The following is a 26,809-nucleotide window of genomic DNA, read 5'->3' as shown; positions in this document are numbered from 1 at the left end:
TTGGTTTTAAAAGACCTGTTCTATGCAGGTCTTTTTTTCGCCTGAATTAAAATATTCCTTGGAGTATCATTCCGTTCGCAAAATTCGCAAAGCGTCACTTCATAACCTTTTTCTTGCAGATAAAGGGCTCTATCCAAGATCAACCAGAGCTCTAATGGTCTTTGAAAAATCTGCTGAACCAGGCTCAAACGCTCCATGATCCAAAAACGCTGTTCGCCAATTTCTTGCCAGTATTCGAAATCCATATCACCGAGATTCAGCTCTTTTTTCTCTGCTGCCCAATGACAAAAATGCTCAAAACCTTCCGAAAGCATGGACTTTTTAATACTTGGTATTGGCGTATAGTCACTTTGCTGTTTTTGTCTCAAATAGCTATCGAGACCGAGGCGAAATATCATCTCTTCCCTTCGATGCCTATGAACTCTTTCTCCACCAGTTACCGTTGCCTGTAGTGGAATACGAAGCTCTGCTCTGGAAAGTGAGAGATCCAAGCGCTTACCTTCACTCGAAAGCGGAGTGTAATGTTCAGCTTGGATTAGGTGATAACAGCAAGGGGCTATTGAAAAAGCCGACAAATTTGCGTCGCTACCGTGTCGAATCAGGCTAATGTGTAAATCGCCACATGCGTGTAGCGCGACAGCATGCATTTCGGGCTTGAATATGACTTTGGAGCTATCTGAAAGAGCATCTCCCTGAATAAAGGTCATCGGCAGCTTCTTTTTATCAGCAAGCGTTTGCCCGCTCTCACACAAGCTGTGTTGCCACTCAAAACTGGTTACATGCTCTTGAGACTTTGATGACAATACCTGACCTAAAAAACCCTTTCCGGAGCACCACTCTAACCACTCAGAACCATGATGAGATTCAATACACGCTTCTCCCATGGAAAGAATCTGGCTCAGCTTCTTGCCGGGTATACCTGTTTCAGCGCCTTTTGACAAAGCAATATTACTTAAGCCTCTGCTTGGCAAAGAGGTTAATTCTTTTAGCCTTAAAGCGTCAGGGAGAATCTCTGAGATTCTACGAATTAATCCATCAGGATCTGATTTTAGCTCGATTATTTCGCCCTCAGTCAGATCCAATAACCAGGTGTTAAGTTCGGGATGACTTGAATCCCAAGGGCACTCAGACTGAAGACTCAAATGAAATGGCTGAATACGCCATAAAGAGTCGTATCGTTTAAGAATGGATGTTATGTCTAAAAAGGTATGGTTCATGATTCCCCCGAATGCGGCGATTGTAGGGGGAATCAAAGGTAAGGGGAAGTGCTTTATCGGACAGGTAATTCGATGTCTTTAAACATCTCTTCAATTTCTGCGTTACTTTTTAAAGAGATCGCCTGTTCAACTACCGGTCGAGTCAGGTGAGGCGCGAAACGCTCCATAAAATCGTACATATAAGAACGCAAGAAGGTACCTCGTCGGAAGCCGATACTTGTCGTACTCGCACCGAAGATATGACTGGCATCTATCGCCACCAAATCAGAATCCAGCTCTTTGTCGACAGCCATAGAAGCAATCACTCCAACGCCAATTCCCATGCGAACGTAAGTTTTAATCACATCGGCATCGGTTGCAGTAAATACGATACGTGGTGTCAACCCAGCATTGTTAAATGCGGTGTCCAACTCAGAACGACCAGTAAAACCAAAGACGTATGTCACCAGTGAATAAGTCGACAAATCTTCGATTGTCACGTGGTCTTTCTTAGCCAATGGGTGGTCTTTGGTCACTACAATAGAGCGGTTCCAGTGGTAACAAGGCAGCATGATCGCATCCTGGTATAGGTGCAAAGCCTCTGTCGCAATAGCAAAGTTTGCCGTACCTTTCGCTACAGCTTCAGACATTTGCGAAGGCGTGCCCTGATGCATGTGAAGTGACACCTTCGGGTAACGTGCAGTAAACCCTTTAATGACATCTGGTAATGCATAGCGAGCCTGTGTGTGCGTTGTAGAGATATTCAACGTTCCCATTTCTGGATGGGTATGCTCCCCTGCAACGGCTTTAATGCTTTCCACTCTCGCCAGAATTTCACTCGAGATACGAACAATATCTTCACCTGCACTGGTGACCTGAGTAAGGTGCTTTCCGCTGCGCTCGAAGATTTGTATACCGAGCTCATCTTCCAGTAATCGCACCTGTTTACTGATGCCTGGCTGAGAGGTAAACAGGCTTTCCGCTGTTGCCGACACGTTCAAGTTATGATTCACAACTTCAACAATGTACTTCAATTGCTGTAATTTCATCGCGACCCCGTATTCCGTTACTCTCAATTTATATACCGAAGTAGCCTCGACGACTTTTTCATATTGAAGTTACTTGGGTATATAAGTATTAGTTATAACGCCTTCAGCTAAAAAAAGACAGTAAAAACGCAGATACTTATGTGAGGAGTTTGACTATCAACTATAGTATTAGGTAGGTTTTGCTATAGACCCCGCATAAATCGGGGCAAATTTAATTTTTTCATTAATTTTTCCTCTAAGTAAGGATAATAATGAACTTTGTTCTTATCTTGGGTACAGAAACAATACATTATCGTGTATCCTCGGGGGTTAGCTTTTTTGTACGGAATGCAGACTTAAGTTTATGAATATTGGTTTAATAATTGCGCTTGTTGCCATTTTGTTGGTTCTCGTTATCGGTTACAACATAATGCTCCAGTACCGCGTGAAAGTAGAGACTGCAAAGAAACAAGAATCCACTCGTCATTTAGCCGTTATCGACGCAACAGAAGACCTCATCGGTAACGCACACCACTTGCCTTACAGTAAAGAGTTGTTGGTGTGTCTGAATACACGAATTCTTGATGCATTAGAATCTATGTTCGAGCTTGATCCTAAAAATAAACAACTCAAAGCTCGCATTGCAAACATGCAATCGCAGATTCAGCAACTAAAAGACAACTATCAAGGCGGTGAAACAGCGTCTTTTAAAGTCCCAAGTAGCGACAAGCAAGCTATTATTATGCTTAAGCTGGTAAAAAGACTTAGAGAAACCATTCGAAGCGAGCACAACAAAGGGCGCTTCGATACACAAAGCTATGTTGCTGAAAATGCTCGCTTGGAGCAGATTCAAGTTCGAATCAACATAGAAAACGTAATCAAGCGTGCCAATGATTCTGTGCTTCGTGGTCAAGCAGGTACAGCAAAACAGCTTCTGAAGAAGGGCTTAGATGCTCTGGCTTCAAAAAATGATTCCTACTCAAATAAAGCAAAAGAGAAGCTTCAGGCGATGCTTGATGACCTGAATCAGAAGAGACAGGACAAAGAAGCCGAGCATGCAAAAGATCGTGACGAAAAAGAACGTAACGACGATATGGATGCACTCTTCGGCGAAAAGAAAAAGTGGTAAACTACCACCAGACTCAAATCAACCAAAGGTCGCTTTCAGCGACCTTTTTTATGTTAGCTATTTACCATGATTGATAACGAAACTATTCAAGAACTGCTCCAGCCAATCAAATCTTTCCTTCAATGCGATACTCCCGAAGAATGGATTGAAGAAGCCAAAAAACCCGAAAACCTGCCAGTCGTTTTGCTGGATCATTTGTTATGTGAGCTTAAAGCAGGTCAATCAGCCATGTACCTCATCCGCAAATACGCGGTCGATAAAGACAGCGCGCATACCTTACTCGATTGGTTTAAACCCTACGAAGATTTTGCCTATAGAAAAATCGGCACCATCGAGAAATTAAAAGGGAAGAGTAATATTTCCAAGTCCATCATGGCGAGAGGCGACTCTCCCTATAGCCAGGATCTTATCGATAAAATGGTCCTCTTGATCAAAGAAGAACTGCATCATTTCTATCAAGTACTCGAGATAATGGAGTCGCGAGGCATTCCATATGAAAACATTTCAGCCAGCCGATATGCGAAAGGCTTACTCTCAGAAATGAAAACTCACGAGCCACAAACACTGATCGACAAACTCATCATCGGTGCTTATATCGAAGCTCGATCTTGCGAACGATTTGCAAAGCTTGCTCCTCATATGGAAGAGGACATCTGCAAATTCTATATCTCTCTTCTGCGCTCGGAAGCTAGACATTATCAAGACTACCTGACCTTAGCTGAACAAATTGCAGGAGAAGACATTTCTGAAAGAGTGGCATTTTTCGGCCAGCTAGAAGCGGATTTAATTTCATCCCCAGATAGAGATTTCAAATTCCACAGCGGTAAACCCGCCTAAAAAAACGCCCACTTTTGAAGTGGGCGTTTTTGTATTTATTCCAAAATGTTTATGCGAGAGTCGCATTGATCTCAGCGAGAACTTTAGCAGGATCGGCAGCTTGCGTGATTGGACGACCAATCACCAAGTAGTCTGAACCCGCTTTAATGGCATCAACTGGAGTCATGATACGCTTCTGGTCGCCCACAGCAGCACCTGCTGGTCGTATTCCCGGCGTGACCAGCTTAAACTCGCGACCTAGCTCAGACTTAAGCAGAGAAGCTTCCTGAGCAGAGCACACGACCCCGTCAAGACCTGAATGCTTAGTCAGATTGGCTAGACGCATCACTTGCTCTTGAGGAGCGACATCCAAACCGATACCCGCAAGGTCATTCTGCTCCATGCTGGTCAATACGGTCACACCAATAAGCAGTGGGCGGTCTTTACCGTAAGGCTCCAGGATTTCGCGAGAAGCACTCATCATTCGTTCACCGCCACCAGCATGTACGTTAACCATCCATACTCCTAGTTCTGCTGCCGCTCTTACTGCTTTTGAACAGGTGTTAGGAATATCGTGGAACTTCAGGTCAAGGAACACTGAGAAGCCTCGTTTATGCAGCTCACGTACAAATTCAGGACCAAACAGAGTAAACATCTCTTTGCCCACCTTCAGGCGGCAAGTACTTGGGTCAATTCTATCGACAAACGCTAGTGCATCTTCTTGCTTGTCGTAATCAAGTGCCACGATGACTTTCTGATCGATCACTTTTATCTCCTACTTTAAATGAGCCTATTATCTAAGCAAAAGATCACGGTTAAACCATGATCTGCAAATTCTATTCACCATCAAGCCCGCGAATCGGCTTAATGGTACCCCACCCTTTACAAGACGGGCAATGCCAATACAGAGAGCGAGTTGAAAAGCCGCATTTTCGGCAACGGTGATGGGGTTTCACCTTGAGTTGTTCACCTACCATGCCCTGAAGTGTAGTCAGACTTTCTTTAGCACGACCTTCTTCTGCTTCTTCAAGATGGTAATCCATAAGGCGATAGAAGCCTTTCATGGTCGGGTTCTTAACCAGCTGCCTTGTGAGTAACGTCTGTGCTGCCGCAACGCCCTCATGCTCTGCAACTAACTGAGCTAACATAAGCTCTGCAGATACACCTGCTTTTTTCTCGATACACCGATGCAGAAACTCAAGTAGCTCCCCTTCTTTGCTCAGTTTTTGATAGCACTCAGCAATAGTCGGCAAAACCTGCCCCAAAAAGTCTACGTCTTGATCCAGCACTTGCTCAAGGTAGCGGACGGTGTTGCTGTAATCGTCTTGAGCCTGATAAATCTTCCCTAATGCAATGCTGGCACGAACACAATTTGGGTCTTCGGTGAGCGCCTTTTTCAGTAGCGCTACTGATTTCTTAATGTTCCCGTCACCTTGCTCCTGCATTGCAAGTTCGCAGTAGTAGTGTGCGATATCTTTCTTAATTCGGATTTTACCTAACTTCACCAGCGCGGAAGCGTACTCGATGGCTTTACTCCATTCCCGAGTTTGCTGAAAAATGATGACTAACTGTGTCAGCGCAGCTTCCCGGTGATCTGGTTCATCCAGTAGCTGAAGGAATATTTTCTCTGCGCGGTCTAACAGACCAGATACCATAAAATCTTTAGCAAGCTGCTGAAGCGCAATGTTCTTTTGCTCAATGGTAAGCCCTGAACGGGAAATGAGGTTTTGGTGAATTCGGATCGCACGGTCTACTTCACCGCGAGATCGAAATAAGTTACCTAGGGCTAAATGAGTATCGATGGTTTCATCATCGACTTGAAGCAACTCGATAAAGTGGTCGACCGCTTTATCTGACTGATCGGAAAGAAGTAGGTTTAGACCAGTAACGTACTGGCGGGATATCTGATTTGATTGTTTCTGCTTGTCGAAGTTTGCACTGCGGTTACCCATGTACCATCCATAGGCTGCAGCAATTGGTAACAACAAGAAGAGAAGTTCAAGCATTCAATTTGCCTTAGGCGTTACTCTGTTGCTTCTCTATTGCTGGCTGGTTATTGAGTTGTTTTCTGAGCTTACGGATGGTGAGCTTTTGCTTGAACTGAACACTACCAAATACAAGAGCCGCTATCCCAAAGCCAACAACAAACACCAAACCCAACAGTAATGACAAGTGGAAATCACCTTTTGCTAACAGATAGTTGAATGAAACCACCTGCTGATTTTGCGCGCCTAAAGCCAGGGCGATCAGCACAAGAGCAATTACCAAGATTATTTTTATAATTTTCATAAATCACTACTCCGGAATAAGCTTAGGGATTAGATTATGCAGGAATTTATACGATCAAACCATCAAGAATCTGATGAATCTAAGTATTTTAGTTATAAAAAAGCGGCATACGAGATGCATGCCGCTTTTCTATAACACCAATTGGTGATTAGCCGTGGATGTTAACGCGTTCGCGCAACTCCTTACCCGGCTTGAAGTGAGGTACGTACTTGCCGTCTAGCTCAACTTTTTCACCAGTTTTTGGGTTACGACCCATTCTTGGCTCACGATAGTGCAATGAGAAACTACCGAAACCACGGATCTCAATACGATCACCGCTTTCCAGGGTTGACGCCATATGTTCAAGAATATCCTTGACGGCATCTTCTACTTCTTTTGCAGAAAGGTGTGTTTGCTGCGCGCAGAGTCTTTCTATTAGTTCAGACTTAGTCATAGTTCCCCTCATTTCAATGGAATCAAAAAGGCACTTATCGAAAAAAAGGGAGCCTAATGGCTCCCCTTTAGCGATTTATTATTCGCCTTTAGCAGCCTTGAATGCATCAGCCATAGCATTACCGAACGCGCCTTCTTCAGACTTGTTCAGTGAAGCCATTGCTTCTTGCTCTTCAGCTTCATCTTTAGCTTTGATAGATAGGTTGATTACGCGGTTCTTACGGTCAACACCTGTGAACTTCGCTTCAACGCTGTCACCAACGCTTAGGATTAGAGACGCATCTTCAACACGGTCACGAGATACTTCAGAAGCACGGATGTAACCTTCAACGCCCTCTACAAGTTCAATTGTAGCACCTTTTGCGTCAACTGCAGTTACAGTACCGTTTACTAGAGCACCTTTCTTGTTGTCAGCAACGTATGCGTTGAACGGGTCGTTCTCCATTTGCTTAACGCCTAGAGAGATACGCTCGCGCTCTGCGTCTACTGCAAGTACAACTGCAGAGATTTCGTCGCCTTTCTTGTACTCACGTACTGCTTCTTCACCTGGAACGTTCCAAGAGATGTCAGATAGGTGTACAAGACCGTCGATGCCGCCTTCAAGACCGATGAAGATACCAAAGTCAGTGATAGACTTGATCTTACCAGTTACTTTATCGCCTTTAGCTTGAGCTTCAGCGAATGACTGCCATGGGTTAGCTTTACACTGCTTAAGACCTAGAGAAATACGACGACGCTCTTCGTCGATCTCAAGAACCATAACCTCAACTTCGTCGCCTACGTTCACAACTTTAGATGGGTGGATGTTCTTGTTAGTCCAGTCCATTTCAGATACGTGTACCAGACCTTCAACGCCTTCTTCGATTTCAACGAAGCAACCGTAGTCAGTTAGGTTAGTAACACGACCAGAAAGCTTGTGACCTTCTGGGTAACGCTTAGCGATTGCTACCCATGGATCTTCGCCTAGCTGCTTAAGACCTAGAGATACGCGAGTGCGGTCACGGTCGAACTTAAGAACTTTAACTAGGATCTCGTCACCAACGTTAACGATCTCAGATGGGTGCTTAACACGCTTCCAAGCCATGTCAGTGATGTGTAGAAGACCGTCTACACCGCCAAGGTCAACAAACGCACCGTAGTCAGTAAGGTTCTTAACGATACCTTTAACTTCAGTACCTTCTTGTAGAGTTTCAAGAAGCTCGTCACGCTCAACGCTGTTTTCAGATTCGATAACAGCACGACGAGAAACAACAACGTTGTTACGCTTCTGGTCTAGCTTGATTACTTTGAACTCTAGCTCTTTGTTTTCTAGGTGAGCAGTGTCGCGGATTGGACGCACGTCTACTAGAGAACCTGGAAGGAAAGCACGGATACCGTTTAGTTCAACAGTGAAACCGCCTTTAACTTTACCGTTGATAACACCAACAACAGTTTCAGCTTCTTCGTAAGCTTTCTCAAGTACGATCCAAGCTTCGTGACGCTTCGCTTTCTCACGAGAAAGTTGAGTTTCACCGAAACCGTCTTCAACAGCGTCTAGCGCTACGTCTACTTCAGTACCTACTTCAACTTCAAGTTCGCCAGCAGCGTTCTTGAATTGTTCAGCTGGGATAGCAGACTCAGACTTAAGACCAGCGTCAACAAGAACGAAACCGTTCTCGATAGCTACTACAGTACCTTTAACGATAGTACCTTGTTGGAATTCAGTCTCGTTTAGAAACTCTTCAAAGAGTTGAGCAAAAGATTCAGTCATTATTTGATCTTCAATATTTAAACGTCCACGGGTGTCCTACCTCGTGGGGTTGATAAAATTGCCAGTCATCTTCCTTGCGACCAACAGTCCGACTGCCCCAATAGACACTATTGAGACAGTTTAGATTCAATAAATTCAAGCGCTTGCTGTACCACTTCATCAATAGAAAGTGATGTAGAATCAAGCACTAACGCGTCTTCCGCTGGACGTAAAGGCGCTACCGTTCTGTTTCGGTCACGGTCGTCTCTGTCCTGGATCTCGCGCAAAAGGTCATCAAATTTAACATCATGCCCCTTTTCTTGCAACTGCTTGTAGCGTCTATTCGCTCTTTCTTCCGCGCTGGCGTCCAAGAAGATTTTCGCTACAGCGGATGGAAAAACTACCGTGCCCAAATCACGACCATCACCTACTAAGCCAGGTTCGGAAGCAAATGAGCGCTGACGACGTAAAAGTGCTTCGCGAACACGCGGCAACGCTGCAATTTTTGACGCTGCTTCGCCAGTGGTTTCTTTGCGAAGTTCTTTAGATACATCTTCGCCTTCCAGAATAACCTTCACCAGGTCACCTTCAGCGATAAACTGAACATCCAGGTGCGTGGCAATCGGAACCAAAGCATCTTCAGATTCCGTGTCTATTCCATGATGGATCGCAGCAAGTGCAAGAACACGATAAATCGCGCCCGAATCGAGCAAATGAAAGCCAAGTTTTTCCGCCAACAACATACAAAGGGTACCTTTCCCTGCACCGCTAGGACCGTCTACAGTAATAACTGGAGGTTGAAGGGACATGTTTTTCTCCGTTTTCGTTTGTAGTGAGCGTTCTTATGCCACCCACTTTTATCGGCGCGCTATTATACCGAAAGCTATGATGAATAAAAAACAAAAAAGTCCGTTATATTTTGTATACATGTGATACAAGTTTCTGTTTATACAAGAAAATGTAACACCACTTACACAAAACGGACTTTTGTTTGAAATATCAGACCTTACTAAATAATAGTCTATAGAATCGGTCTTTGACCTTTAGACACCCACTTCATGATCACATTATCAATAATGTTTGCACCTACACCTGTAAGCTTGTCAGACAATTTTTTCTTTTGAACATAATGAATAGACAGAACCGTCTTGTCTTGGCAGGCTTTCATCACCAAATCGTCTGAGGTTGAGATCTCATCAACCAGCCCCAGATCTTTTGCCTGAGTACCGAACCAGTGTTCACCAGTCGCTACCTTATCCAGATCAAGTGTCGGTCTGCGCTCATTGATAAAGTTTTTAAACAGACCATGTGTTTCTTCTAGCTCTTCTTTGAATTTATCACGTGCTTTGTCGGTGTTTTCACCAAACATAGTCAGGGTACGCTTGTACTCACCCGCAGTGAGTTGCTCGTACTCGATATCGTGTTTTTTCAGAAGTTTATTGAAGTTTGGCAACTGAGCAATAACACCAATAGAACCTACTACTGCAAAAGGTGCAGAGACAATTTTATCGGCAACACACGCCATCATGTAACCACCACTGGCAGCGACTTTGTCGACAGAAATGGTAAGGGGCAGATTAGCCGCTTTGATACGATCTAACTGAGAAGACGCTAAACCATAAGCGTGAACCATTCCACCACCGGACTCGAGTTTTACAAGAACCTCATCTCCTTCTTTCGCAACAGCTACAATAGCACTGACTTCTTCGCGTAGTGCTGTCACTTCTTTTGCATCAATGGATCCATTGAAGTCCAATACGAAAAGATGTGGCTTTCTATTCGCTTCTAACTCGCCATCCTTTGCCGCTTTCTTCACTTCTTTTTCACGTTCTTTGTCTTTTTCTTTCTGCGCTTTTTTATCAGCCTTGTGTTTGGCTTTTAAAAACGCCTCATCGTGAAGGTGATTCTCAAGCTGCTCTACGCTGTGTTCGTATCGCTCAGTAAGATTGGTTACTTCCAACTCACCTTTTGCACCGCCTTGCTTTCCACCCACAGACTTTACCACCACGAGTAGCACTACAACGGCTGCCAGTATTGTGACGATCTTGGCTAAAAATAATCCGTAATCTAATAAAAATTCCAATGTGATATCCCCAAGAGAATGAATTGGTGTATTGTAACCATCTTGTCACGATTACCAATAGTAAATGCCGATTTTCGATAGTGATGTATCAATCACTTATAGGACATTAATGGTGGTCGCCAATTCATATTACAAGGTGAGAAAAGTGGATTATTCAGTCTCAGATAAAGCCTTAGCAGGCAGAGTCATATTGGTCACGGGTGCAGGAGCAGGTATTGGTAAGCAGGCGGCTATCAGTTATGCCGAACACGGAGCTACCGTAATACTCTTGGGAAGAACCGTTGCCAAACTTGAAGAAACCTACGACGAAATTGAAGCAATCGGCGCACCACAGCCTGCGATAATTCCACTTGATATGAAAGGAGCAACCAAACAACATTACCAAGATATGGTAGAGACCATCGAAGGTCAGTTTGGTCGTTTAGACGGTGTACTTCATAACGCCAGTATTCTTGGTGTGATCAGTCCTTTTGACCAAATTGGTGAAGACACCTACGACGATGTCATGCAAATCAACGTAAAAGCGCAGTTTCTGATGACTCAGGCTGTGTTACCGCTTCTGAAAAAATCTGAAGACGGTCGTCTGGTATTTACCTCTTCAACCGTTGGGCACGATGGGCGAGCATTCTGGGGAACTTATGCCATGTCTAAGTTTGCAACTGAAGGCATGATGCAGGTACTGGCAGATGAACTGGAAGACACAAGCGTTAGAGTTAGCGCGATCAACCCTGGTGGCACAAGAACGGGAATGCGTGCAAAAGCCTACCCGGCAGAAGATGCAGAATTATTGAAGACTCCATTGGATATCATGCCACTTTATCTTTACCTAATGGCTCCAGAGGGTAAAAGCGTACATGGAGAGTGTATCGACGCTCAACCCAAAAAGTAGATGAGTTTCGCACGAAAGAAAAACGCCCGGCTCAGTGCCGGGCGTTTTGTTAGATAATGTCTCTTAACCGATCCTGAGTCACTTTTACCAACAAATCAGGTTGGAACTTAGATATAAACTTGTTACAGCCTACCTTTTCAACCATCGCCTCGTTAAAGCTACCGCTGAGAGATGTATTCAATGTAATGTAGAGATCTTTCATACGAGGATCGCTGCGCACTTCGTGCGTCAGTTTGTAGCCGTCCATTTCAGGCATCTCTGCATCGGTGATCATGAGGAGCAGTTCATTAGCCACATCTTTCCCTTCATCACACCATGACTTGAGAAGATTAAGAGCCTCAAGACCATCATTACATTCCATGATTTCAAGCCCTAACTGGCTCAACGTGCCTCGAACCTGATTTCGAGCCGTTGAAGAATCATCGACAATCAGGATCTTACGACCTGCCATCTCGTGACTTAAATCTTCATCTAAAACGCCGTCAGAAATTGAAACGTCATAATCGACTATTTCTGCCAAAACTTTCTCAACATCAATTATTTCAACGATGCGCTTTTGCTCGTTTTCCATGATGTTGGTAATGGCGGTCAGATAGTTAGCACGACCAGCTGTTTTTGGCGGTGGCTGGATTTCTGTCCATGCGGTATTGATGATGTTGCGAACCTGACCGACCAAGAAGCCCTGAATAGTACGGTTGTATTCAGTAATAATGAGATTCTGTTCTTCGCTATCCTGCATAGGTCGAAAGCCAATTGCAGCGCGAAGATCAATAACAGGGACAGATTCACCACGAAGCGATGCAACACCAGTAATATAATGATGCGCACCTGGTAGTTTAGTGAGTTGCGGAAGTTTTAAGACTTCCCGAACCTTAAATACGTTTACGGCAAAAATTTGCGAGCTATTGAGCTGGAACAATAACAACTCTAAACGGTTTTCACCGACTAGCTTTGTTCTTTGGTCAACGCTGCTTAATACTCCAGACATACGGTTTCTCACTAATTAATCAATAATTACAGAGTACAGCATCAATTGCATCTGCGCCATATTACGAACCAACTAATCCGGCTCAATCTGTACAGGAATGGATTAACCTTCAACCACTTTCATGAGTAGCTGACCATCGTACATCGCTTGTTTTATCAAAGCAGCTCCCGGCATCGTTGCTTCAGTATAGAAACGACTCTCCTCCAATTGTAGATCTTGATGGTAAACTGGCAAGGTCTGTGTTTCGATACATTCTTGAATCGACGGGTATAAAATAGACTTAGCCTGATTTATCACACCACCGATCAGCACTTTTTCCGGGTTAAATAAGTTAATCACAATGGCAATTGCCGCCCCGAGGTATCTGCCGAGTCTTTGAATTTCTTCTATGGCTAATGCATCCCCTGCTTCCGCAGCTGCACAAATAGACTCAATAGTAATGTCGTCGTGAGGAATCGAAGTTTCTTCACCGTCAGCTATGCGGGCAGTGATCACTTCCCTTAATGCCTTTGAGCTCGCTAAGGTTTCCAGACATCCTGTATTGCCACAGTGGCATTGCTTCCCTTCAGGTGTAATCTGAATATGCCCTAACTCACCAATATTGCCGTGTCGACCTTGCAATACGCGACCATCAAGAATGATACCGGCACCTAAGCCATGATGAATTGAAATCAGAACAGAATTTTCTACACCCTGAGAATTCCCGAATAACTTCTCTGCAAGTGCCCAGGCTCGGGTATCGTTCGCAATGAAAACAGGCAGACCAGTCGCTTTGTAAATTTCTGGTCCTAACGGCAGGTTATTCACATTGTAATGAGGCATTTGCAAAACAATGCCTTTGTCGGAATCCACCAGCCCGGGAAGAGTAAGAGCGATACTGGTTACGCGATCCAGTTTGTCTGAATACACCTGAAAAAACTCTTCAATCTCATGAAGTAGCCTTTCCAGCACTTCGTCCTGTTCGATTTCATCAATGGTGATTTTCGTATCTACCAATACGGAACCGCCATGTTCATGCAGAGCAATAGTCAGGTAGCCTCGACCAAGACGCATCGACAGAAATTGCCAACCTTCGTTATCTGTTTGAAGACCAACCGCAGGACGTCCACGGCTCGTCGCTTCCTGAACCGTCGTTTCATGAATTAAGTGAGCATCGATGAGCTCTCGGGTAATTTTGGTAATACTGGCGGGTGCCAGCTCGCTGGTTTTCGATAAGTCTATACGAGAAATAGGACCTTTTAAGTCTATCAACTTATATACACGGCCAGCGTTGACCTGCTTGATATGATCAATATGGCCTGGTTGAGCCATGTACATAGGAAACTCCGAAGATTGTAAACCTACTAATTTTTTTACTTTGAAAACTAATTGTGAAGCAGCTTAATCCATCGTCGTGACTCCCATCACGTATCTCTCAATTCTTTTTATACAAGTTTGAATTTAGACATTTTTTAAACCTGAGAATAGTGATCCACTCGATGTTTTTTTGCGAACGAAAATATCTCCTACTCGCTACACTTGTTTATACAAAAGCAAGAATACATGGAATTAAGGCGATCTAACGGAGATTCATATGTCTAAACTCATCAGACGAACAAAAATTGTTGCTACTCTGGGTCCTTCGACTGACAAAGACAACAATCTGGAAGGGATCATAGAAGCTGGAGCAAACGTGGTGCGAATGAACTTCTCGCATGGTAGCGCAGAAGACCACATTCAACGAGCTCAGAAAGTAAGACAAATTGCTGCAAGATTAGGTACTCACGTGGCGATTTTGGGCGACTTGCAAGGACCAAAGATCCGCGTGTCTACGTTCAAAGAGGGAAAAGTAGAGCTCAATGTCGGCGCTAAGTTTGTTTTAGATGCAGAACTTCCTGCAGGTGAAGGAACAGAGACGGCTGTTGGCGTAGACTACAAAGAACTGCCTCGGGATGTGAGTAATGGAGATATCTTGCTGCTCGATGACGGACGTGTACAGTTGAAAGTCCTGTCGGTAGAAAACGCTAAAGTGCATACCTCAGTCCTCATTGGTGGCGACCTTTCTAACAACAAAGGGATCAACAAAAAAGGCGGTGGACTTTCTGCTGAAGCACTCACTGAAAAAGACAAAGCCGACATCCTGACGGCTGCAAAAATCAAAGTCGATTACCTCGCCGTCTCTTTCCCTAGAAACGGGGAAGATATGAAATACGCCCGTCGCCTTGCAACAGACGCAGGACTAGAGGCTCGAATGGTGGCGAAGGTTGAGCGTGCGGAAACGGTTATTGATGACGACAGCATGGACGACATCATTCTGGCTTCAGATGCTGTCATGGTGGCACGTGGTGACTTGGGGGTTGAAATCGGTGACCCTGAGCTGGTTGGCGTACAGAAGCAACTGATTCGACGTGCTCGCAAGCACAACAGAACCGTGATTACAGCAACACAGATGATGGAATCCATGATCGAAAACCCAATGCCAACACGTGCAGAAGTGATGGATGTAGCGAATGCCGTGTTAGATGGTACGGATGCCGTCATGCTTTCTGGAGAAACTGCAGCGGGTAATTACCCTGTAGAGACCGTCAGATCAATGGCAGAAGTTTGTATAGGGGCAGAGAAAATGCCGTCTGTAAATGTATCTGGTCACCGCCTGACAAGGCAATTTGAGTCAGCTTCAGAAACTATTTCCATGGCAACCATGTACGCAGCTAACCACTTAGAAGGCGTAAAAGCGATGGTCAGCCTGACGGAATCAGGAAAAACCGTACTGACTATGTCGCGTTTGAGCTCTGGTCTGCCTATTTTTGCTCTATCGAGAAATGAAGCGACACTTAATCGTTGTACCCTATATCGCGGCGTTACGCCTGTGTACTTTGGAACTGAAGGTGGTTCAGGTTTAGATACTACTTATTCAGCACTGGAGACACTGAAAGAACAAGGTTTTCTCGATGCCGGAGACGTCGTCATTATTACTCAAGGTGATGTGATGGATGTTATTGGTTCGACCAACTGCATGCGAATTATCGAAGTAAGATAGGTTTGAACCTGTTTGGGAATCAGGCAGAGCGAGGGTTTTGACTCGCTTCTGCCTCCAAGTAGGTTTCAATAAACCTGCTTCCGGCTTTCAAACCCAATTCGTAATCGGACAGAAGCGCTTCCCTATCACTCAGAAGAGAAGTGGATTCCAGAGGAGCTTCCGGATGAATTTGTACAACAAAACAATCATCAGGAGGTGACGTCAGAAATTGCTGGGTCAGAGAATAAGTCTGGTAATGCACCATCAACATATCCGCTAAACCAGAATCAAACGTTTCTCCTAGCATATGACTGAGGCGGTATACATCCCCTGCACCAAATAACCAACGCCCACCGTTAAGTAACCTTGGTTGAGCTTTATGAGTGCGATTCAGACCAGACTGATTAAATTTTTCCAATAGAAAATCTGCCCAGTCACTTTTCCACTCCAATACTTTTGTGTCCCACTGATTTTGCAGCGCATCTACCGATTGCCTTAACCAAACTGGCATGGCGTTTTCTGAGTCAGGTACATCTTCTACCGCAGATTGTTGTTCAAACGGTTCAGTACGAATCACAACAATCATTCGCCCACCCATTCGCCAGGCTTGTTGGACAGGCACAGAAGCAGATACACCCCCATCAAGGTAGCGCACACCATCAATAACCACTTCTCCCTTATACAGCCTCGGAATGGCGCAAGTCGCTTTCAACACATCCACCCAGTTATCTCTCAACATAGGTAAATAGTGATCTTGCAGATGAACGGCATCGGTTACTGAAGCAAAGGCTTGCTTACCCTGTAGTTGCTGTCTGCCCAAATCAACGTCGAGTTTATAGGGATACTGGCAAACTTTGTCCAGAGCCCAGTCGATATCAAGCGTTTGCTGATTGCGTATATAGCCAAACAGGCTGAAAAATTCAGGTTGAGTGGTAAGGTCAAGAAGAAAAGAACGCCCCAACCCAGCCTGACGGCACAGATAAGCGCAAAGGTTTAATGCACCAGCAGAGGTGCCATAGTAGGTATCGAAGGGGTCAAAATCAGAATAAAGAAAAGCGTCTAAAACACCGGCCGTAAAAATGCCTCTTTGACCGCCACCTTGTGCGACCAAAGACGTGTTGCCACCAAAATAACTGTGTAAACGAGCGGTATCAATTGCGGTGGCAGACTCCGTGACTATTCCGGCATTTGTCATATCCGGCTTCTAACAACAGCCGCTTCTTAAGCGGTTGTAATCGCGATTACAGCAAATGCCACCAATACAGAAAATACGATGACGGTTGTGCCGACTGCAAATTTCAAATCAAAGTCCATACTTCACCTCCGGTTATTAACAAATTAATAACAGCAGAAAGATTTTCATTCAAGACTTCTTATCAACTTACAAACAAGTATGCTGCCAGTATCACATTTGCAAAAATGTTCACTGATCGTGTTAAGTGCAGTACACAAATATCCACATTTGATGTTTTTTCCGTCAAATGAACTTTTTTTCCATTAAGTCATTCATATCTGCGATCAAAACCACAAACAGACCTTTACTGAACATAAGTTGCAAATTAGCAGAATATTATTCTTAATTATTATGATTTAAAGATATCGAAACCCATTTCACCAAAACAAATTACACAATAGAAACTATTGCCATACAGAATCTTAATGGGTAGTCTCAACTCTACGCATAGCGGAAAGTTCCAGAATATGCATACACACATCGTAACAAATAGAACTAATCACTGAGTTTCACACTTAAAACCAAAATAATTCCCTAATAAATTGCCTTAGCATTGATTGTTAATTTCAAATTCATGCATTGTGAGCAAAAAACAAATTCAAATATGGGAAGCGTAAGTGTGAATAGACAGGCTCAGTAAGTCGTAAAGGAGTTAATTAATGAAGCGAGAACAATGGGGATCCCGCGCCGGTTTTATATTGGCAGCAGTAGGATCAGCAATCGGGCTTGGAAACATATGGCGTTTCCCTTATATGGCCTACGAGAATGGTGGCGGCGCATTTTTTATTCCATACCTTTTCGCCATGATTACCGCAGGTATTCCATTTATGATCCTCGAATTCAGTATGGGTCAGAAATACCGTGGTTCAGCACCAAAAACGTTATCTAAGATCCATCCTAAATTTGAGTGGCTTGGCTGGTTCCAGGTAGGCGTTGCCGCCGTTATCGCTGTTTACTATGTAGCAGTTATCGGCTGGGCAATTTCTTACTTTGGCATGTCCTTTACTCAAGGATGGGGCGAAGATACAAACGCATTCTTCTTCAGCGAATACCTGCAACTGGGTAATAACTCACCAACAAACCTTGGTAGCATTCAGTGGAAAATTGCCATTGCTATGCTGATAGCTTGGGGGATTACCTACGCAGCAATCGTTGGTGGCGTGAAATCTGGTATTGAACGTGCGTCTAAGATCATGATGCCTGTTCTGTTCATCATGGTTATTGTTCTGATTGGTCGAATGATCTTCCTGCCAGGCGCACTTGACGGTGTTAACTACATGTTCGAGCCTGATTTCAGCAAGATATGGGATGTTAAGGTGTGGGCAGCTGCTTACGGTCAGATTTTCTTCTCCTTAAGTATCGGCTTCGCAATCATGCTAGCTTACTCAAGCTACCTACCTGAGAAATCAGACATCACGAACAACGCGTTCATGACAGTATTGATTAACTGTGGTTTCTCGATTCTGGCGGGTATCATGATCTTCTCTGTATTGGGTTACATGGCTCAGGAACAGGGTAAACCTCTGACAGAAGTTGTGTCTGCGGGCGTAGGGCTGGCATTTGTTACTCTGCCAGCAGCAATCAACTTGCTTCCTGCACCATATATCCTTGGTCCACTGCTGTTCTTTGCACTTGTCGTAGCAGGTCTTAGTTCGCATATTTCCATCATGGAAGCGGTAACGTCTGCCATCATGGACAAGCTGAAGTGGAGCCGTAAGAAAGCCGCAAACATTGTGGTAGGTATCGGGCTTGTGGTTTCTATGGCGTTTGCAACTAACGGTGGTTTGTTACTGCTGGATCTTGTAGACCACTTCGCAAACAACGTGGGCATCATGCTAGGCGGTCTGATCGAAATCGTATTGATGGCTTGGATTGTGAGTAAAGTAGGCGAAGTTCGTGAATACGTTAACGGTTCTTCAGATTTCGCTATCGGTCAGTGGTTTGATATCTGTCTGCGCTTTATTACCCCAGCGATTCTGATTTACATTTTAATCAACAAGCTTAGCGCTTTGTTCACCGATGGCTACGGTGGTTACGATCTGACTCTTGGTTGGGTTCTGATTGCTGCCCTGTTTGCATTCGGTCTTATCATTAACGCAACTAGCCGTAAGGAGATCAACGCATGACAACAGGTGCAATCATCATGATGGTTTTAGGTTTGGGTATCACTTGGGGCGGCGCAGCATTCTGCATCAAGCGAGCGATGGACAAACAAGACTAATCAGTCGCTTAATTAAAAAATGCCGGCAGTTGCCGGCATTTTTTTAGAATGAATATCGGACACCAACCGAAGCATCCAATCCCAAGTTAATACCTTTATGGATGTTCAGACCCGGAGCAACTTGCGCATATGCATCCCAGCCTTTGGCGAAATCCCAATCCAGCCCCAATGGCATTCTTGGTCCAAAGCTTTCCTCCCAGCCAATCCAGGCACCAGCTCCAAAGTACCAAGTAAAAGGCACTTCTGAAGATTCGAACTGGCCTTTTTTGAGTAGATAATCAGCCGAAATGCCGTGATTACCTATCGCAAAGTTGTAGGTATCTTTGTATTGAGCCACAACACTCAAACCTTGGTCTAAGCCCATACCCAACTTCCATTCACCTTTCTGATTAGACTCTGCGAATACAGGCTGAGCAACCACTGTTAGCAGCATTGCTACACCAGCTACTGAACGAGAAACAGCTTTCATTTTTAACCCTTACACAATTTCGTTGTGCGGATTTTCCGTAAACCTATGGTTGGGGTAAATAGAAAAGAAGTTAAAGTTGTGTCAATTTATTGATGAATACGTGTGGCTTGTACTGCTAAAGAAGGTTAGAGATAGAAAAAAGGTCAGCACTGCTGACCTTTAATGATGTATACGGTGTGATGGTTTTAGTCTTGTTCGATCTTCTTATGACCTTCATCAAGATGTACAACATCAACCAAATCATCGCCAGACACCTGGAATGCCTGTCCAAAACCTTTTACAAACAACCCTTTGATAGGCGTAAGCTTAAACAGTTTGAAATCCTGAAGCTGGCTAAGACCATCAATGATATCGCCAAAGCGGTCACGCATCTGGTCAATAACTTCACCCCATTGTGCCGCTTCACGATCAATCACTGAAGCCGTTGCATCAAACGTTAGACGCTTACGTGCAAATAACTGCTTTGATGTGTCCTCATCTTCGATCATCATGATCGAAACTTGAGGGTTTGTTGCAAGGTTTCTTGCGTGACGAGCAATTTCAGAGATCAGTACAAAGTAACCATTTTCGTTTTGAACAAACGGTGCGTAGCTCACGTTTGGACGGTTTTCTTCGTCTACTGTTGCCAGTTGTAATGTCTTACGCTCTTCACGGAACTCTTTGATTTCAGGTCCTAAACGAGTCTGCAAGCGCTCTTGTTTTGCAGCTTGATCCATATTGTTCTCTCCTAACACTTATATTTAATCTAACATGCAGCCATGAGTCGATCTCATTTTTCTTTCGCTGCACGTCAGTTGAACTACGCGTATTGCTTCTTTAGCGCGTTAAACTTTTCTACCTGCTCTGGAATGAGCACTCTCTTCTCATCTCGACCCAGGTAAATTTTGAAAATGCTGTCTCCCTGCTCTGTAAAGAAACCGAAGTAATGGCTTTCTTTACCACGGAAAGGCTTACTGACCAGAGCAACGGCTTTAACCAGATCCAGCTTAAGGTGACCGTGCATTTCGCCCTGTTTACCCATCAGGTTGTAATAACCGTGTGCTACCTTGCCTTTAGGGAATGGGGCTTTCACTTCAAAAATTGAGCCCATTGAGTGAACAATCGTTGTTACCGGTCCCCAATCGACTAAACCTTCCAGAATTTCCTGAGCAGATTCACCCGCAATCATCGTCGCCATGCCACCTGGAAGTGAACGAACCACTTCCAGTTCTGATACATTTAATTGCTCTGCGATGGTCGAAGGAAGTAACGTTTCATCTTGCTCTAGCAGTTCAGCAACATTTTGTTTTAATTGTTCTTTATCCATAATATTTCCAGTTAACAGCTACGCAACACTCGCAGCATTTTCGTAAGTTTGAAGTGCTTGAATCACGCCTTGTGCAAGGGTGACAGACCAGAATGCTCCAGCAAGTGTCAATTGCAGATAACGCCCATCCCGCTCAACTAAACCGTTTGATTCCCAGTGTTTGAATAGCGGTTCAAGCCACTCAAACACTCCTGAGTAACCCAGTTTTTCCAGGTTTCTCGCGGCGAGAACTCCGGCATCAAAGCCTGCTTTAATCTCGTCATGTAAATCGGCGTCTTTGCTTCTGGGCATCATCATTGCCGCAGTTGGCTCACCAGATTTCACTCGCTTCAAATACTGATCCAGCATTCGGACATTCATCAGGGAGTAACCTGATAAATGACCACCAGCCCCACAGCCAACGGGCAGTACTTCTGCCGACGTTTTCGCGATGCTGTTGTACAAGCTGCGTTCGCGGTTATCGAGCGCCCAGTGATTCACACTTAAGCGACGCATGTGGTGCTTATCCATAAAACTCACCCCAGCAGCAAACAACTCCGCTTTTTCAGGTGTTGTTGCTGGCGGAGGCATTTTTCCTTTCTCGACCAGATTGATCATCGGCGCTGAACCACCAACCATAAGCTGGTACAAATCAATACCGTGAGCGCCTGTTTCAAGATAGTCATTCAAATCTTGTTCAAAGACTTGCCTGTCTTGGTGTGGCAACCCGTAAAGCAGATCGATCACAATCGGCGCTTCATCTTGTCGACTCAGTTCAGAAAGGCGATTAAGCACCACTTCTCTGTCGTCCAAACGTTTTGCGGTTCGACGAACGAGCGTGTTAAAGCTTTGCACACCAAAGGAGAATCGGTTAAATCCTCCTTCCAACGCATTTTCAAACATTTCATCGCTAAAGCGATTAATTCGACCTTCAAGTGTAATTTCACAATCCGTGGTCAATGGAAACAGAGTCCTTATTCTTGTTCCCAGGATCCTAATTTGTTCTGATGACAGGTCCGTAGGAGTACCGCCACCAATATACACAGCGTGAAACGCACCGGACTGAGTCCAGGGTTGTTTCGCTTTATGTTCCAGTTCTACAAGCAATGCAGAAAAATATTCATCTACCAGCTTGCGACTTGCTGCATTCTGAAAGAAATTGCAAAACGTACAACGAACCCGACAGAAGGGAATATGAACATAAAGGCATCTTTTCTTGTTTGGGTTTAACTCCGACCCAGACAATGCGAGTTTTAGCTGTTCAGATAATTGCTCTTGAGAAAGTGGAGGCTGTGAACGACCTCCAGCATGCGCTGAGCGCTTTTTTTCGAAGGCAAATCTCAACGGATCCGGGGTGGATGTTCCCAATACAGATTCGTCCAGCACTTGAAGGTTTATAGTCATCTTAGTTTACACACAATGTGCCTCATAACGCTTATACCGAAGTAATCTCTTGGTATTCAGCTGTGCTCGGTCTCTGCGATTACCATCAAAATAAACGACGAATCCCAGCCAATTACTCTTATAGCATCAGACAGAATATGAAACTCTGAGCGCCGAATCCTAAGGTCACTTGGGTATATATAACTAAGCTCGCAATATAGTAATTTTCAGATTATGATAATGCAATTGATAATTAGTGTCATTCGTATCAGTCTGTCACAATAGTATTTTTATTTCTAAATGCGCCAATATGCAATGTGATTAACTGAAACCTCATCCAAATTAAGAACATTTCAATCATGGAAAAGATCCTATCTACTTTTAAGTCCATTACCATTGCAATGGCAACTTTGCTCATTAGTACGTCCCTTTTTGCTCAAGAACGCGTGATCAGCGCCGGAGCAGCAGTCACAGAATTGGTCGACGCTCTGGGGGCTTCCTCTCAGCTTGTCGCGATCGACGTAACAAGCAACCAGCCTGAGGGCAAAGAGCTTCCTGTGATCGGTTATCACAGAAGAATTTCGGCAGAAGGGCTTCTGGCTCTGGCGCCTAACACTTTGATCGGTTCTGAGGAAATGGGACCAGCAACGGCACTAAGCCAGCTAAAAAACGCTGGAGTAAAGGTAGAAGTGGTGAACACGTCTCCTACTGTTGAAGGTCTGCTGTCTCGAATTGACGAAGTGGCTTCAATTACGGGTTCTCAGCAGCAAGCACCTGCTTTAAAAGATAAAGTTCAGACTCAAATCGACACCATCACAAAAAACCATCCTGATAAAGCCAAGCAGAAGCGCGTCCTTTTCTTGCTGATTCATGAAGGTCGCCCAGCCAATGTTGCCGGTAGCGAAACAACACCAGATGCACTGATTTCTCTTGCTGGTGCATTTAATCCGGTAGCGGCTTCGGTAAAATCCTATAAGCCTCTTTCGACTGAATCTCTTGTAGAGATGCAACCAGACGTCATTCTGGTAAGTGGTCGCAGTTGGGAAAAACTGGGTGGTGCCGATGCCATTCTGAAAACCATGCCTTTGCTTGCCGCCACTCCTGCAGGCAAAAACAAAGCGTTTGTCACTATTGATGGAAAAGCACTAGTTGGCGGTCTTGGGTTGAGAACCCTAGAAGAAGCTCAACGAGTTAACCAAATCCTTTACCCATAAGAAAACGCTATCTATGCTCAGAAAAATTCCAATTTCAGCGTTAGTAATGCTGTTTGTCGCGTTATTGGTGTTTACCTCTGCAAGCTCTATCGCTGTCGGTCCAATAAACATCACCATTGCCGACAGCTTCAAAAGCTTGTTTCCATCGGCTTTTACGCTGCCGGATCACATCAAAATTGTTATCAACGAAATCCGCCTACCTCGCACACTTATGTGCATAATTATTGGTGCGATTCTCGCGCTTTGTGGTGCGGTAATGCAGGGGTTGTTCCGCAACCCACTGGCTGAACCAGGCATTATTGGCGTCTCTGCAGGGGCAATGCTCGGAGCAGCTATTGCAATGGTGCTTTTTGCCAGTTGGCTCGAAGAAGCAGCAACCATAATTAGCCTGTTTGCTGTTCCGATTTTTGCGTTTATCGGTGGCTTAATCGCAACCATGATTGTTTATCGTCTGGGCACCAGCAAATTTGGGACATCTGTAACCATCATGCTGCTGGCAGGTATTGCCATTAGTGCACTTAGCGGTGCTGGAATCGGATATCTGAATTTCGCAGCAGACGATCAGGCACTACGTGACCTGTCTTTGTGGTCTATGGGTTCATTAGCGGGTGCTACGTGGTCAGGAATTGGCTTAGGCAGCATCACCTTACTTTTGCTGTACATCACTTTCCGTCGTGAGGCGATGCCTTTAAACGCCATGTTGCTCGGAGAATCTGAAGCCGCGCATATGGGTGTCAACGTTCAGTCCTTTAAGCGTCGTTTGATTGTGTTGTCTGCCATAGGTGTGGGCGTTGCGGTCAGCCTGACTGGAGTGATTGGATTCATCGGTCTTATCGTCCCTCACCTGATAAGAATGCTGGTTGGTCCGGATCATAGAGGTTTACTTCCTCTCTCCGCTTTATTTGGCGCGCTGATATTAACTGGCTCAGATATGATTGCTCGAGTAGCAGTGGCACCTGCCGAACTCCCGGTGGGTATTGTGACGGCTCTGATTGGTACACCTTTCTTCCTTCTTATTTTGATCCAACAGAGAGGGAAAATGATATGACCACTCCAGTTATCTCGGCTAAAAACCTTAATTTGAGCTTTGGCAATCGAAAAATCATCGATGATCTTTCTATCGACATTTACGCAGGTCAAGTGACTGCGCTGATGGGGTCAAATGGCGCAGGTAAAAGCAGCCTGCTGAAAATTTTAAATGGCGAAATCCCAAGTGAAAGCGACGTTTACTATCTGAATAAGTCACGTACTGAATGGGATAAAACCGAATTAGCGAAGTACGTAGGCATGCTTCCTCAGCAAAGTACTTTGAGTTTCCCATTTCTTGCTCAGGAAGTGGTTGAACTTGGTGCCATGCCATTGGCTCTTCCTAACTCAGAAATAAAACCACTGGCATCAGAGATGATGCGTAAAGTGGACGTTTCAGACTTGGCTAACCGCCTGTACCCTTCTCTTTCTGGCGGAGAAAAGCAGCGGGTTCACTTAGCGCGAGTATTGCTGCAGATTTCCAGTAGTGATAATAAAATCCTGATGCTGGATGAGCCTACTTCGGCTCTGGATCTTGCTCACCAACACAGCACGTTAGCATTGGCAAGAGAGTTGGCAGCAGAAGGAGCGGCAGTTATCGTTGTATTGCACGACCTAAATTTGGCGGCACAATATTCAGACAGAATGATTTTCCTGAATAACGGAAAGATTGTTGAAGATGACTCACCTTGGGAAGCTCTGAACTCCCAGTTGATCGAAGATGTGTACGGATTCAAAACCTTCATCGAAAAACATCCTAAACATCAATATCCCGTCGTCTACCCAGATTAATAAAACAAAAAAACCAGCCGAAGTTCGGCTGGTTTTTTTAATGATTACTAAGTATTACGCGTTATTGCGAATCCACTCATCCATATCCGTTTTCAGGTTGTCTGAGCGAGTACCAAAGATTGCCTGAACACCACCAGAAACCACAACAACACCTGCTGCACCAAGCTTCTTCAGCTGATCCTGGTCAACCTGTTCAGTGTCTGCGACTGAAACACGCAAGCGAGTGATACACGCATCCAAACCAGTAATGTTTCCTTTACCGCCAAACGCAGAAACAAGGTCACCAGCCAGTTCAGTACCTGTTGACACTGTCGCTTCTTCCTCTGATTCCTCTTCACGACCTGGTGTTTTCAGATCCAGTGCAGTGATCACTGCGCGGAAAACAAAGTAGTAAATTGCTGCATAACCAAGACCTACAGCGATCATCAGTACTTGTTTCTGAGCATTGCCAGACAGAACAATAAAGTCGATCAGACCGTGTGAGAAAGACGTGCCGTGTACAAAACCTAGCATGTTAGACACAACATACGCAGAACCTGCTAGCAATGCGTGGATTCCGTATAGTACAGGCGCCACAAACAGGAATGAGAACTCAATTGGTTCCGTAATACCGGTCAGGAATGAAGTCAGAGCAGCAGATGCCATGATACCCATTACTTTTGCGCGATTTTCTGGCTTCGCACAGTGAGCAATAGCGATTGCTGCTGCTGGCAGACCAAACATCTTGAACATGTAGCCGCCCGCAAGCTGACCAAAACCGTTACCCGCAGCACGAGACGCTTCATCTGCAACAAGGTAGCAAGTAAGTACGCCGTTTTGAGCTTCACCCGCTGCATTCAGACATGAACCCGCTTCGAAGAAGAAAGGCACGTTCCAAACGTGGTGCAAACCAAATGGGATTAGTGAACGTTCAATAATACCGTAGATACCGAAAGCAACGGTTGGGTTCTGATGAGCAGCCCAATCGGAGAACGTCTGCATAACCACTGCGACTGGAGGCCATACGATTGAAAGAACAAGTGCCAATGCGATGGCTAAGAAGCCAGTAATAATTGGAACTGCACGCTTGCCCGCAAAGAAGCCAAGGTATTCAGGCAACTGAATCTTGAAGAAACGGTTAAATGACCAAGCCGCAATACCACCGACCAAAATGCCACCTAGTACACCGGTCTCGTATTGCTTGGTGATCAAATCGATAGATCTGTCATCCAGAACCTGACCTGCCGCCTGTGCAGCAGCCTGAGCAGATTCAACATCCATTTGAGCAAGCACACCCAAAGTTGCCGCCATAATGCCGTAGCCGACAATAGCAGCAAGACCGGATACACCGTCATTATTTGTGAAGCCTAAAGCAACACCTACAGCAAAAAGTAGTGGCATCTGACCAAAGACAGAGCCCCCTGCTTTTTCCATTAAACTTGATACGACTTCTGGGATAAAACTGAGATCGGCGGCACCGACACCTAATAGAATACCCGCGACTGGCAGCACAGAGACGGGAAGCATCAGCGCCTTACCTACTTTTTGCAGGTTAGCGAAAAGATTTTTAAACATGTTTATGCTCCTGATTGATTATTATATTTTGAACACTGACGGCACACCCCCGTA

General features: G+C 44.8%; 27 protein-coding genes. 9 read left to right on the top strand and 18 right to left on the bottom strand.

The genetic code is table 11. The features are described from left to right. Positions 1-20 precede the first annotated feature (20 nt). Positions 21-1,217, bottom strand: coding sequence for a methyltransferase (locus tag QMG91_RS05740; RefSeq protein WP_281829515.1), 1,197 nt, complete (start codon positions 1,215-1,217; stop codon positions 21-23). A 53-nt stretch (positions 1,218-1,270) separates the two neighbouring features. Beyond that, entirely contained in the window at positions 1,271-2,245 is a 975-nt protein-coding gene (cysB, locus tag QMG91_RS05735; protein ID WP_004406048.1) for an HTH-type transcriptional regulator CysB, read from the bottom strand. 343 nt (positions 2,246-2,588) lie between these two features. On the opposite strand from cysB, the gene QMG91_RS05730 reads away from it, so the two are divergent. Both QMG91_RS05730 and miaE read left to right on the top strand, forming a co-directional pair. Continuing rightward, positions 2,589-3,353 (top strand): hypothetical protein, encoded by a 765-nt coding sequence (locus QMG91_RS05730; protein ID WP_022551169.1) that lies wholly within the window; start codon positions 2,589-2,591, stop codon positions 3,351-3,353. Positions 3,354-3,419: 66 nt separating this feature from the next. Next, entirely contained in the window at positions 3,420-4,190 is a 771-nt protein-coding gene (gene miaE, locus QMG91_RS05725; RefSeq protein ID WP_281829512.1) for a tRNA isopentenyl-2-thiomethyl-A-37 hydroxylase MiaE, read from the top strand. Between the two features lie 49 nt (positions 4,191-4,239). On the opposite strand, the gene pyrF is transcribed toward miaE, so the two are convergent. The 7 genes from pyrF to sohB form a co-directional block, all read right to left on the bottom strand. Then, positions 4,240-4,935, bottom strand: a complete 696-nt coding sequence (gene pyrF / locus QMG91_RS05720; RefSeq protein ID WP_281829510.1) for an orotidine-5'-phosphate decarboxylase — start codon at positions 4,933-4,935, stop codon at positions 4,240-4,242. A 70-nt stretch (positions 4,936-5,005) separates the two neighbouring features. After that, on the bottom strand, positions 5,006-6,175 hold the full coding sequence (gene lapB, locus QMG91_RS05715) for a lipopolysaccharide assembly protein LapB (protein WP_022551172.1): 1,170 nt from the start codon (positions 6,173-6,175) through the stop codon (positions 5,006-5,008). A gap of 10 nt (positions 6,176-6,185) precedes the next feature. Then, positions 6,186-6,458 (bottom strand): LapA family protein, encoded by a 273-nt coding sequence (locus QMG91_RS05710; RefSeq protein WP_004406053.1) that lies wholly within the window; start codon positions 6,456-6,458, stop codon positions 6,186-6,188. Positions 6,459-6,606: 148 nt separating this feature from the next. Beyond that, positions 6,607-6,903 carry an integration host factor subunit beta gene (ihfB, locus tag QMG91_RS05705; protein ID WP_158091126.1) on the bottom strand — a complete coding sequence of 99 codons (297 nt, stop codon included), beginning with the start codon at positions 6,901-6,903 and terminating at the stop codon, positions 6,607-6,609. Between the two features lie 66 nt (positions 6,904-6,969). Beyond that, positions 6,970-8,640, bottom strand: a complete 1,671-nt coding sequence (rpsA, locus tag QMG91_RS05700; RefSeq protein WP_004406055.1) for a 30S ribosomal protein S1 — start codon at positions 8,638-8,640, stop codon at positions 6,970-6,972. A 107-nt stretch (positions 8,641-8,747) separates the two neighbouring features. After that, positions 8,748-9,428, bottom strand: coding sequence for a (d)CMP kinase (cmk, locus tag QMG91_RS05695; RefSeq protein WP_022595253.1), 681 nt, complete (start codon positions 9,426-9,428; stop codon positions 8,748-8,750). Between the two features lie 212 nt (positions 9,429-9,640). Beyond that, on the bottom strand, positions 9,641-10,702 hold the full coding sequence (sohB, locus tag QMG91_RS05690) for a protease SohB (RefSeq protein ID WP_022590081.1): 1,062 nt from the start codon (positions 10,700-10,702) through the stop codon (positions 9,641-9,643). Between the two features lie 145 nt (positions 10,703-10,847). Here sohB and QMG91_RS05685 point away from each other — a divergent pair, with 145 nt between their 5' ends. Next, positions 10,848-11,591 carry a YciK family oxidoreductase gene (locus tag QMG91_RS05685; RefSeq protein ID WP_004406061.1) on the top strand — a complete coding sequence of 248 codons (744 nt, stop codon included), beginning with the start codon at positions 10,848-10,850 and terminating at the stop codon, positions 11,589-11,591. Positions 11,592-11,640: 49 nt separating this feature from the next. Here the strand turns inward: QMG91_RS05685 and QMG91_RS05680 are convergent, their stop codons facing one another. After that, a complete protein-coding gene (locus QMG91_RS05680) occupies positions 11,641-12,579 on the bottom strand; it encodes a chemotaxis protein CheV (protein ID WP_004406062.1) in 939 nt (312 codons plus the stop codon). 102 nt (positions 12,580-12,681) lie between these two features. Next, on the bottom strand, positions 12,682-13,896 hold the full coding sequence (gene mlc / locus QMG91_RS05675; protein ID WP_281870193.1) for a sugar metabolism global transcriptional regulator Mlc: 1,215 nt from the start codon (positions 13,894-13,896) through the stop codon (positions 12,682-12,684). Positions 13,897-14,152: 256 nt separating this feature from the next. On the opposite strand from mlc, the gene pyk reads away from it, so the two are divergent. After that, a complete protein-coding gene (gene pyk, locus QMG91_RS05670) occupies positions 14,153-15,598 on the top strand; it encodes a pyruvate kinase (protein ID WP_004406064.1) in 1,446 nt (481 codons plus the stop codon). A gap of 19 nt (positions 15,599-15,617) precedes the next feature. Here the strand turns inward: pyk and QMG91_RS05665 are convergent, their stop codons facing one another. Then, positions 15,618-16,772 (bottom strand): patatin-like phospholipase family protein, encoded by a 1,155-nt coding sequence (locus QMG91_RS05665; RefSeq protein WP_022551178.1) that lies wholly within the window; start codon positions 16,770-16,772, stop codon positions 15,618-15,620. A gap of 26 nt (positions 16,773-16,798) precedes the next feature. Beyond that, positions 16,799-16,891: a cytochrome bd-I oxidase subunit CydH gene (gene cydH / locus QMG91_RS05660; protein ID WP_004406067.1), complete on the bottom strand. Its 93-nt coding sequence runs from the start codon at positions 16,889-16,891 to the stop codon at positions 16,799-16,801. 579 nt (positions 16,892-17,470) lie between these two features. Between cydH and QMG91_RS05655 the strand changes: the two genes are divergently transcribed. Together QMG91_RS05655 and QMG91_RS05650 are read left to right on the top strand one after the other, a co-directional pair. Then, positions 17,471-18,937, top strand: a complete 1,467-nt coding sequence (locus QMG91_RS05655) for a sodium-dependent transporter (protein ID WP_004406068.1) — start codon at positions 17,471-17,473, stop codon at positions 18,935-18,937. Next, on the top strand, positions 18,934-19,032 hold the full coding sequence (locus tag QMG91_RS05650) for a MetS family NSS transporter small subunit (RefSeq protein ID WP_004406069.1): 99 nt from the start codon (positions 18,934-18,936) through the stop codon (positions 19,030-19,032). The genes QMG91_RS05655 and QMG91_RS05650 overlap by 4 nt, the downstream gene beginning before the upstream one ends. A gap of 43 nt (positions 19,033-19,075) precedes the next feature. Here QMG91_RS05650 and QMG91_RS05645 read toward each other — a convergent pair whose 3' ends face one another. The 4 genes from QMG91_RS05645 to hutW form a co-directional block, all read right to left on the bottom strand. Then, entirely contained in the window at positions 19,076-19,501 is a 426-nt protein-coding gene (locus QMG91_RS05645; protein ID WP_004406071.1) for a hypothetical protein, read from the bottom strand. Between the two features lie 185 nt (positions 19,502-19,686). Next, a complete protein-coding gene (gene hutZ, locus QMG91_RS05640; RefSeq protein ID WP_281829499.1) occupies positions 19,687-20,217 on the bottom strand; it encodes a heme utilization protein HutZ in 531 nt (176 codons plus the stop codon). 83 nt (positions 20,218-20,300) lie between these two features. Next, on the bottom strand, positions 20,301-20,807 hold the full coding sequence (gene hutX / locus QMG91_RS05635; protein WP_281829497.1) for a heme utilization cystosolic carrier protein HutX: 507 nt from the start codon (positions 20,805-20,807) through the stop codon (positions 20,301-20,303). 18 nt (positions 20,808-20,825) lie between these two features. Further along, entirely contained in the window at positions 20,826-22,190 is a 1,365-nt protein-coding gene (gene hutW / locus QMG91_RS05630) for a heme anaerobic degradation radical SAM methyltransferase ChuW/HutW (RefSeq protein WP_022613144.1), read from the bottom strand. A gap of 338 nt (positions 22,191-22,528) precedes the next feature. On the opposite strand from hutW, the gene QMG91_RS05625 reads away from it, so the two are divergent. Genes QMG91_RS05625 through QMG91_RS05615 form a run of 3 tightly spaced genes read left to right on the top strand, consistent with a single transcriptional unit; the run spans position 22,529 to position 25,201 of the window. After that, on the top strand, positions 22,529-23,383 hold the full coding sequence (locus QMG91_RS05625) for a heme/hemin ABC transporter substrate-binding protein (RefSeq protein WP_022590077.1): 855 nt from the start codon (positions 22,529-22,531) through the stop codon (positions 23,381-23,383). Between the two features lie 13 nt (positions 23,384-23,396). Beyond that, on the top strand, positions 23,397-24,431 hold the full coding sequence (locus QMG91_RS05620; protein WP_281829494.1) for a FecCD family ABC transporter permease: 1,035 nt from the start codon (positions 23,397-23,399) through the stop codon (positions 24,429-24,431). Beyond that, a complete protein-coding gene (locus tag QMG91_RS05615; protein ID WP_281829492.1) occupies positions 24,428-25,201 on the top strand; it encodes a heme ABC transporter ATP-binding protein in 774 nt (257 codons plus the stop codon). Before QMG91_RS05620 ends, QMG91_RS05615 begins: the two co-directional genes overlap by 4 nt. 54 nt (positions 25,202-25,255) lie before the next feature. On the opposite strand, the gene ptsG is transcribed toward QMG91_RS05615, so the two are convergent. After that, entirely contained in the window at positions 25,256-26,755 is a 1,500-nt protein-coding gene (gene ptsG, locus QMG91_RS05610; protein WP_004406081.1) for a PTS glucose transporter subunit IIBC, read from the bottom strand. Positions 26,756-26,809: the final 54 nt, after the last annotated feature.

The organism is Vibrio nigripulchritudo, assembly GCF_027924785.1.
Classification (GTDB): Bacteria; Pseudomonadota; Gammaproteobacteria; order Enterobacterales; family Vibrionaceae; genus Vibrio; species Vibrio nigripulchritudo.
Note: the sequence above shows the minus strand (reverse complement) of the source record. Positions and strands in the feature narration are given on the sequence as shown.

Excerpts from the sequence above, each read along its gene's own strand:
- QMG91_RS05740 (WP_281829515.1), bottom strand. The coding sequence starts at position 1,217 with ATGAACCATACCTTTTTAGACATAACATCCATTCTTAAACGATACGAC.
- cysB (WP_004406048.1), bottom strand. The coding sequence starts at position 2,245 with ATGAAATTACAGCAATTGAAGTACATTGTTGAAGTTGTGAATCATAAC.
- QMG91_RS05730 (WP_022551169.1), top strand. The coding sequence starts at position 2,589 with ATGAATATTGGTTTAATAATTGCGCTTGTTGCCATTTTGTTGGTTCTC.
- miaE (WP_281829512.1), top strand. The coding sequence starts at position 3,420 with ATGATTGATAACGAAACTATTCAAGAACTGCTCCAGCCAATCAAATCT.
- lapB (WP_022551172.1), bottom strand. The coding sequence starts at position 6,175 with ATGCTTGAACTTCTCTTCTTGTTGTTACCAATTGCTGCAGCCTATGGA.
- QMG91_RS05710 (WP_004406053.1), bottom strand. The coding sequence starts at position 6,458 with ATGAAAATTATAAAAATAATCTTGGTAATTGCTCTTGTGCTGATCGCC.
- ihfB (WP_158091126.1), bottom strand. The coding sequence starts at position 6,903 with ATGAGGGGAACTATGACTAAGTCTGAACTAATAGAAAGACTCTGCGCG.
- rpsA (WP_004406055.1), bottom strand. The coding sequence starts at position 8,640 with ATGACTGAATCTTTTGCTCAACTCTTTGAAGAGTTTCTAAACGAGACT.
- cmk (WP_022595253.1), bottom strand. The coding sequence starts at position 9,428 with ATGTCCCTTCAACCTCCAGTTATTACTGTAGACGGTCCTAGCGGTGCA.
- QMG91_RS05680 (WP_004406062.1), bottom strand. The coding sequence starts at position 12,579 with ATGTCTGGAGTATTAAGCAGCGTTGACCAAAGAACAAAGCTAGTCGGT.
- mlc (WP_281870193.1), bottom strand. The coding sequence starts at position 13,896 with ATGTACATGGCTCAACCAGGCCATATTGATCATATCAAGCAGGTCAAC.
- pyk (WP_004406064.1), top strand. The coding sequence starts at position 14,153 with ATGTCTAAACTCATCAGACGAACAAAAATTGTTGCTACTCTGGGTCCT.
- QMG91_RS05665 (WP_022551178.1), bottom strand. The coding sequence starts at position 16,772 with ATGACAAATGCCGGAATAGTCACGGAGTCTGCCACCGCAATTGATACC.
- cydH (WP_004406067.1), bottom strand. The coding sequence starts at position 16,891 with ATGGACTTTGATTTGAAATTTGCAGTCGGCACAACCGTCATCGTATTT.
- QMG91_RS05655 (WP_004406068.1), top strand. The coding sequence starts at position 17,471 with ATGAAGCGAGAACAATGGGGATCCCGCGCCGGTTTTATATTGGCAGCA.
- QMG91_RS05650 (WP_004406069.1), top strand. The coding sequence starts at position 18,934 with ATGACAACAGGTGCAATCATCATGATGGTTTTAGGTTTGGGTATCACT.
- QMG91_RS05645 (WP_004406071.1), bottom strand. The coding sequence starts at position 19,501 with ATGAAAGCTGTTTCTCGTTCAGTAGCTGGTGTAGCAATGCTGCTAACA.
- hutZ (WP_281829499.1), bottom strand. The coding sequence starts at position 20,217 with ATGGATCAAGCTGCAAAACAAGAGCGCTTGCAGACTCGTTTAGGACCT.
- hutX (WP_281829497.1), bottom strand. The coding sequence starts at position 20,807 with ATGGATAAAGAACAATTAAAACAAAATGTTGCTGAACTGCTAGAGCAA.
- hutW (WP_022613144.1), bottom strand. The coding sequence starts at position 22,190 with ATGACTATAAACCTTCAAGTGCTGGACGAATCTGTATTGGGAACATCC.
- QMG91_RS05625 (WP_022590077.1), top strand. The coding sequence starts at position 22,529 with ATGGAAAAGATCCTATCTACTTTTAAGTCCATTACCATTGCAATGGCA.
- QMG91_RS05620 (WP_281829494.1), top strand. The coding sequence starts at position 23,397 with ATGCTCAGAAAAATTCCAATTTCAGCGTTAGTAATGCTGTTTGTCGCG.
- QMG91_RS05615 (WP_281829492.1), top strand. The coding sequence starts at position 24,428 with ATGACCACTCCAGTTATCTCGGCTAAAAACCTTAATTTGAGCTTTGGC.
- ptsG (WP_004406081.1), bottom strand. The coding sequence starts at position 26,755 with ATGTTTAAAAATCTTTTCGCTAACCTGCAAAAAGTAGGTAAGGCGCTG.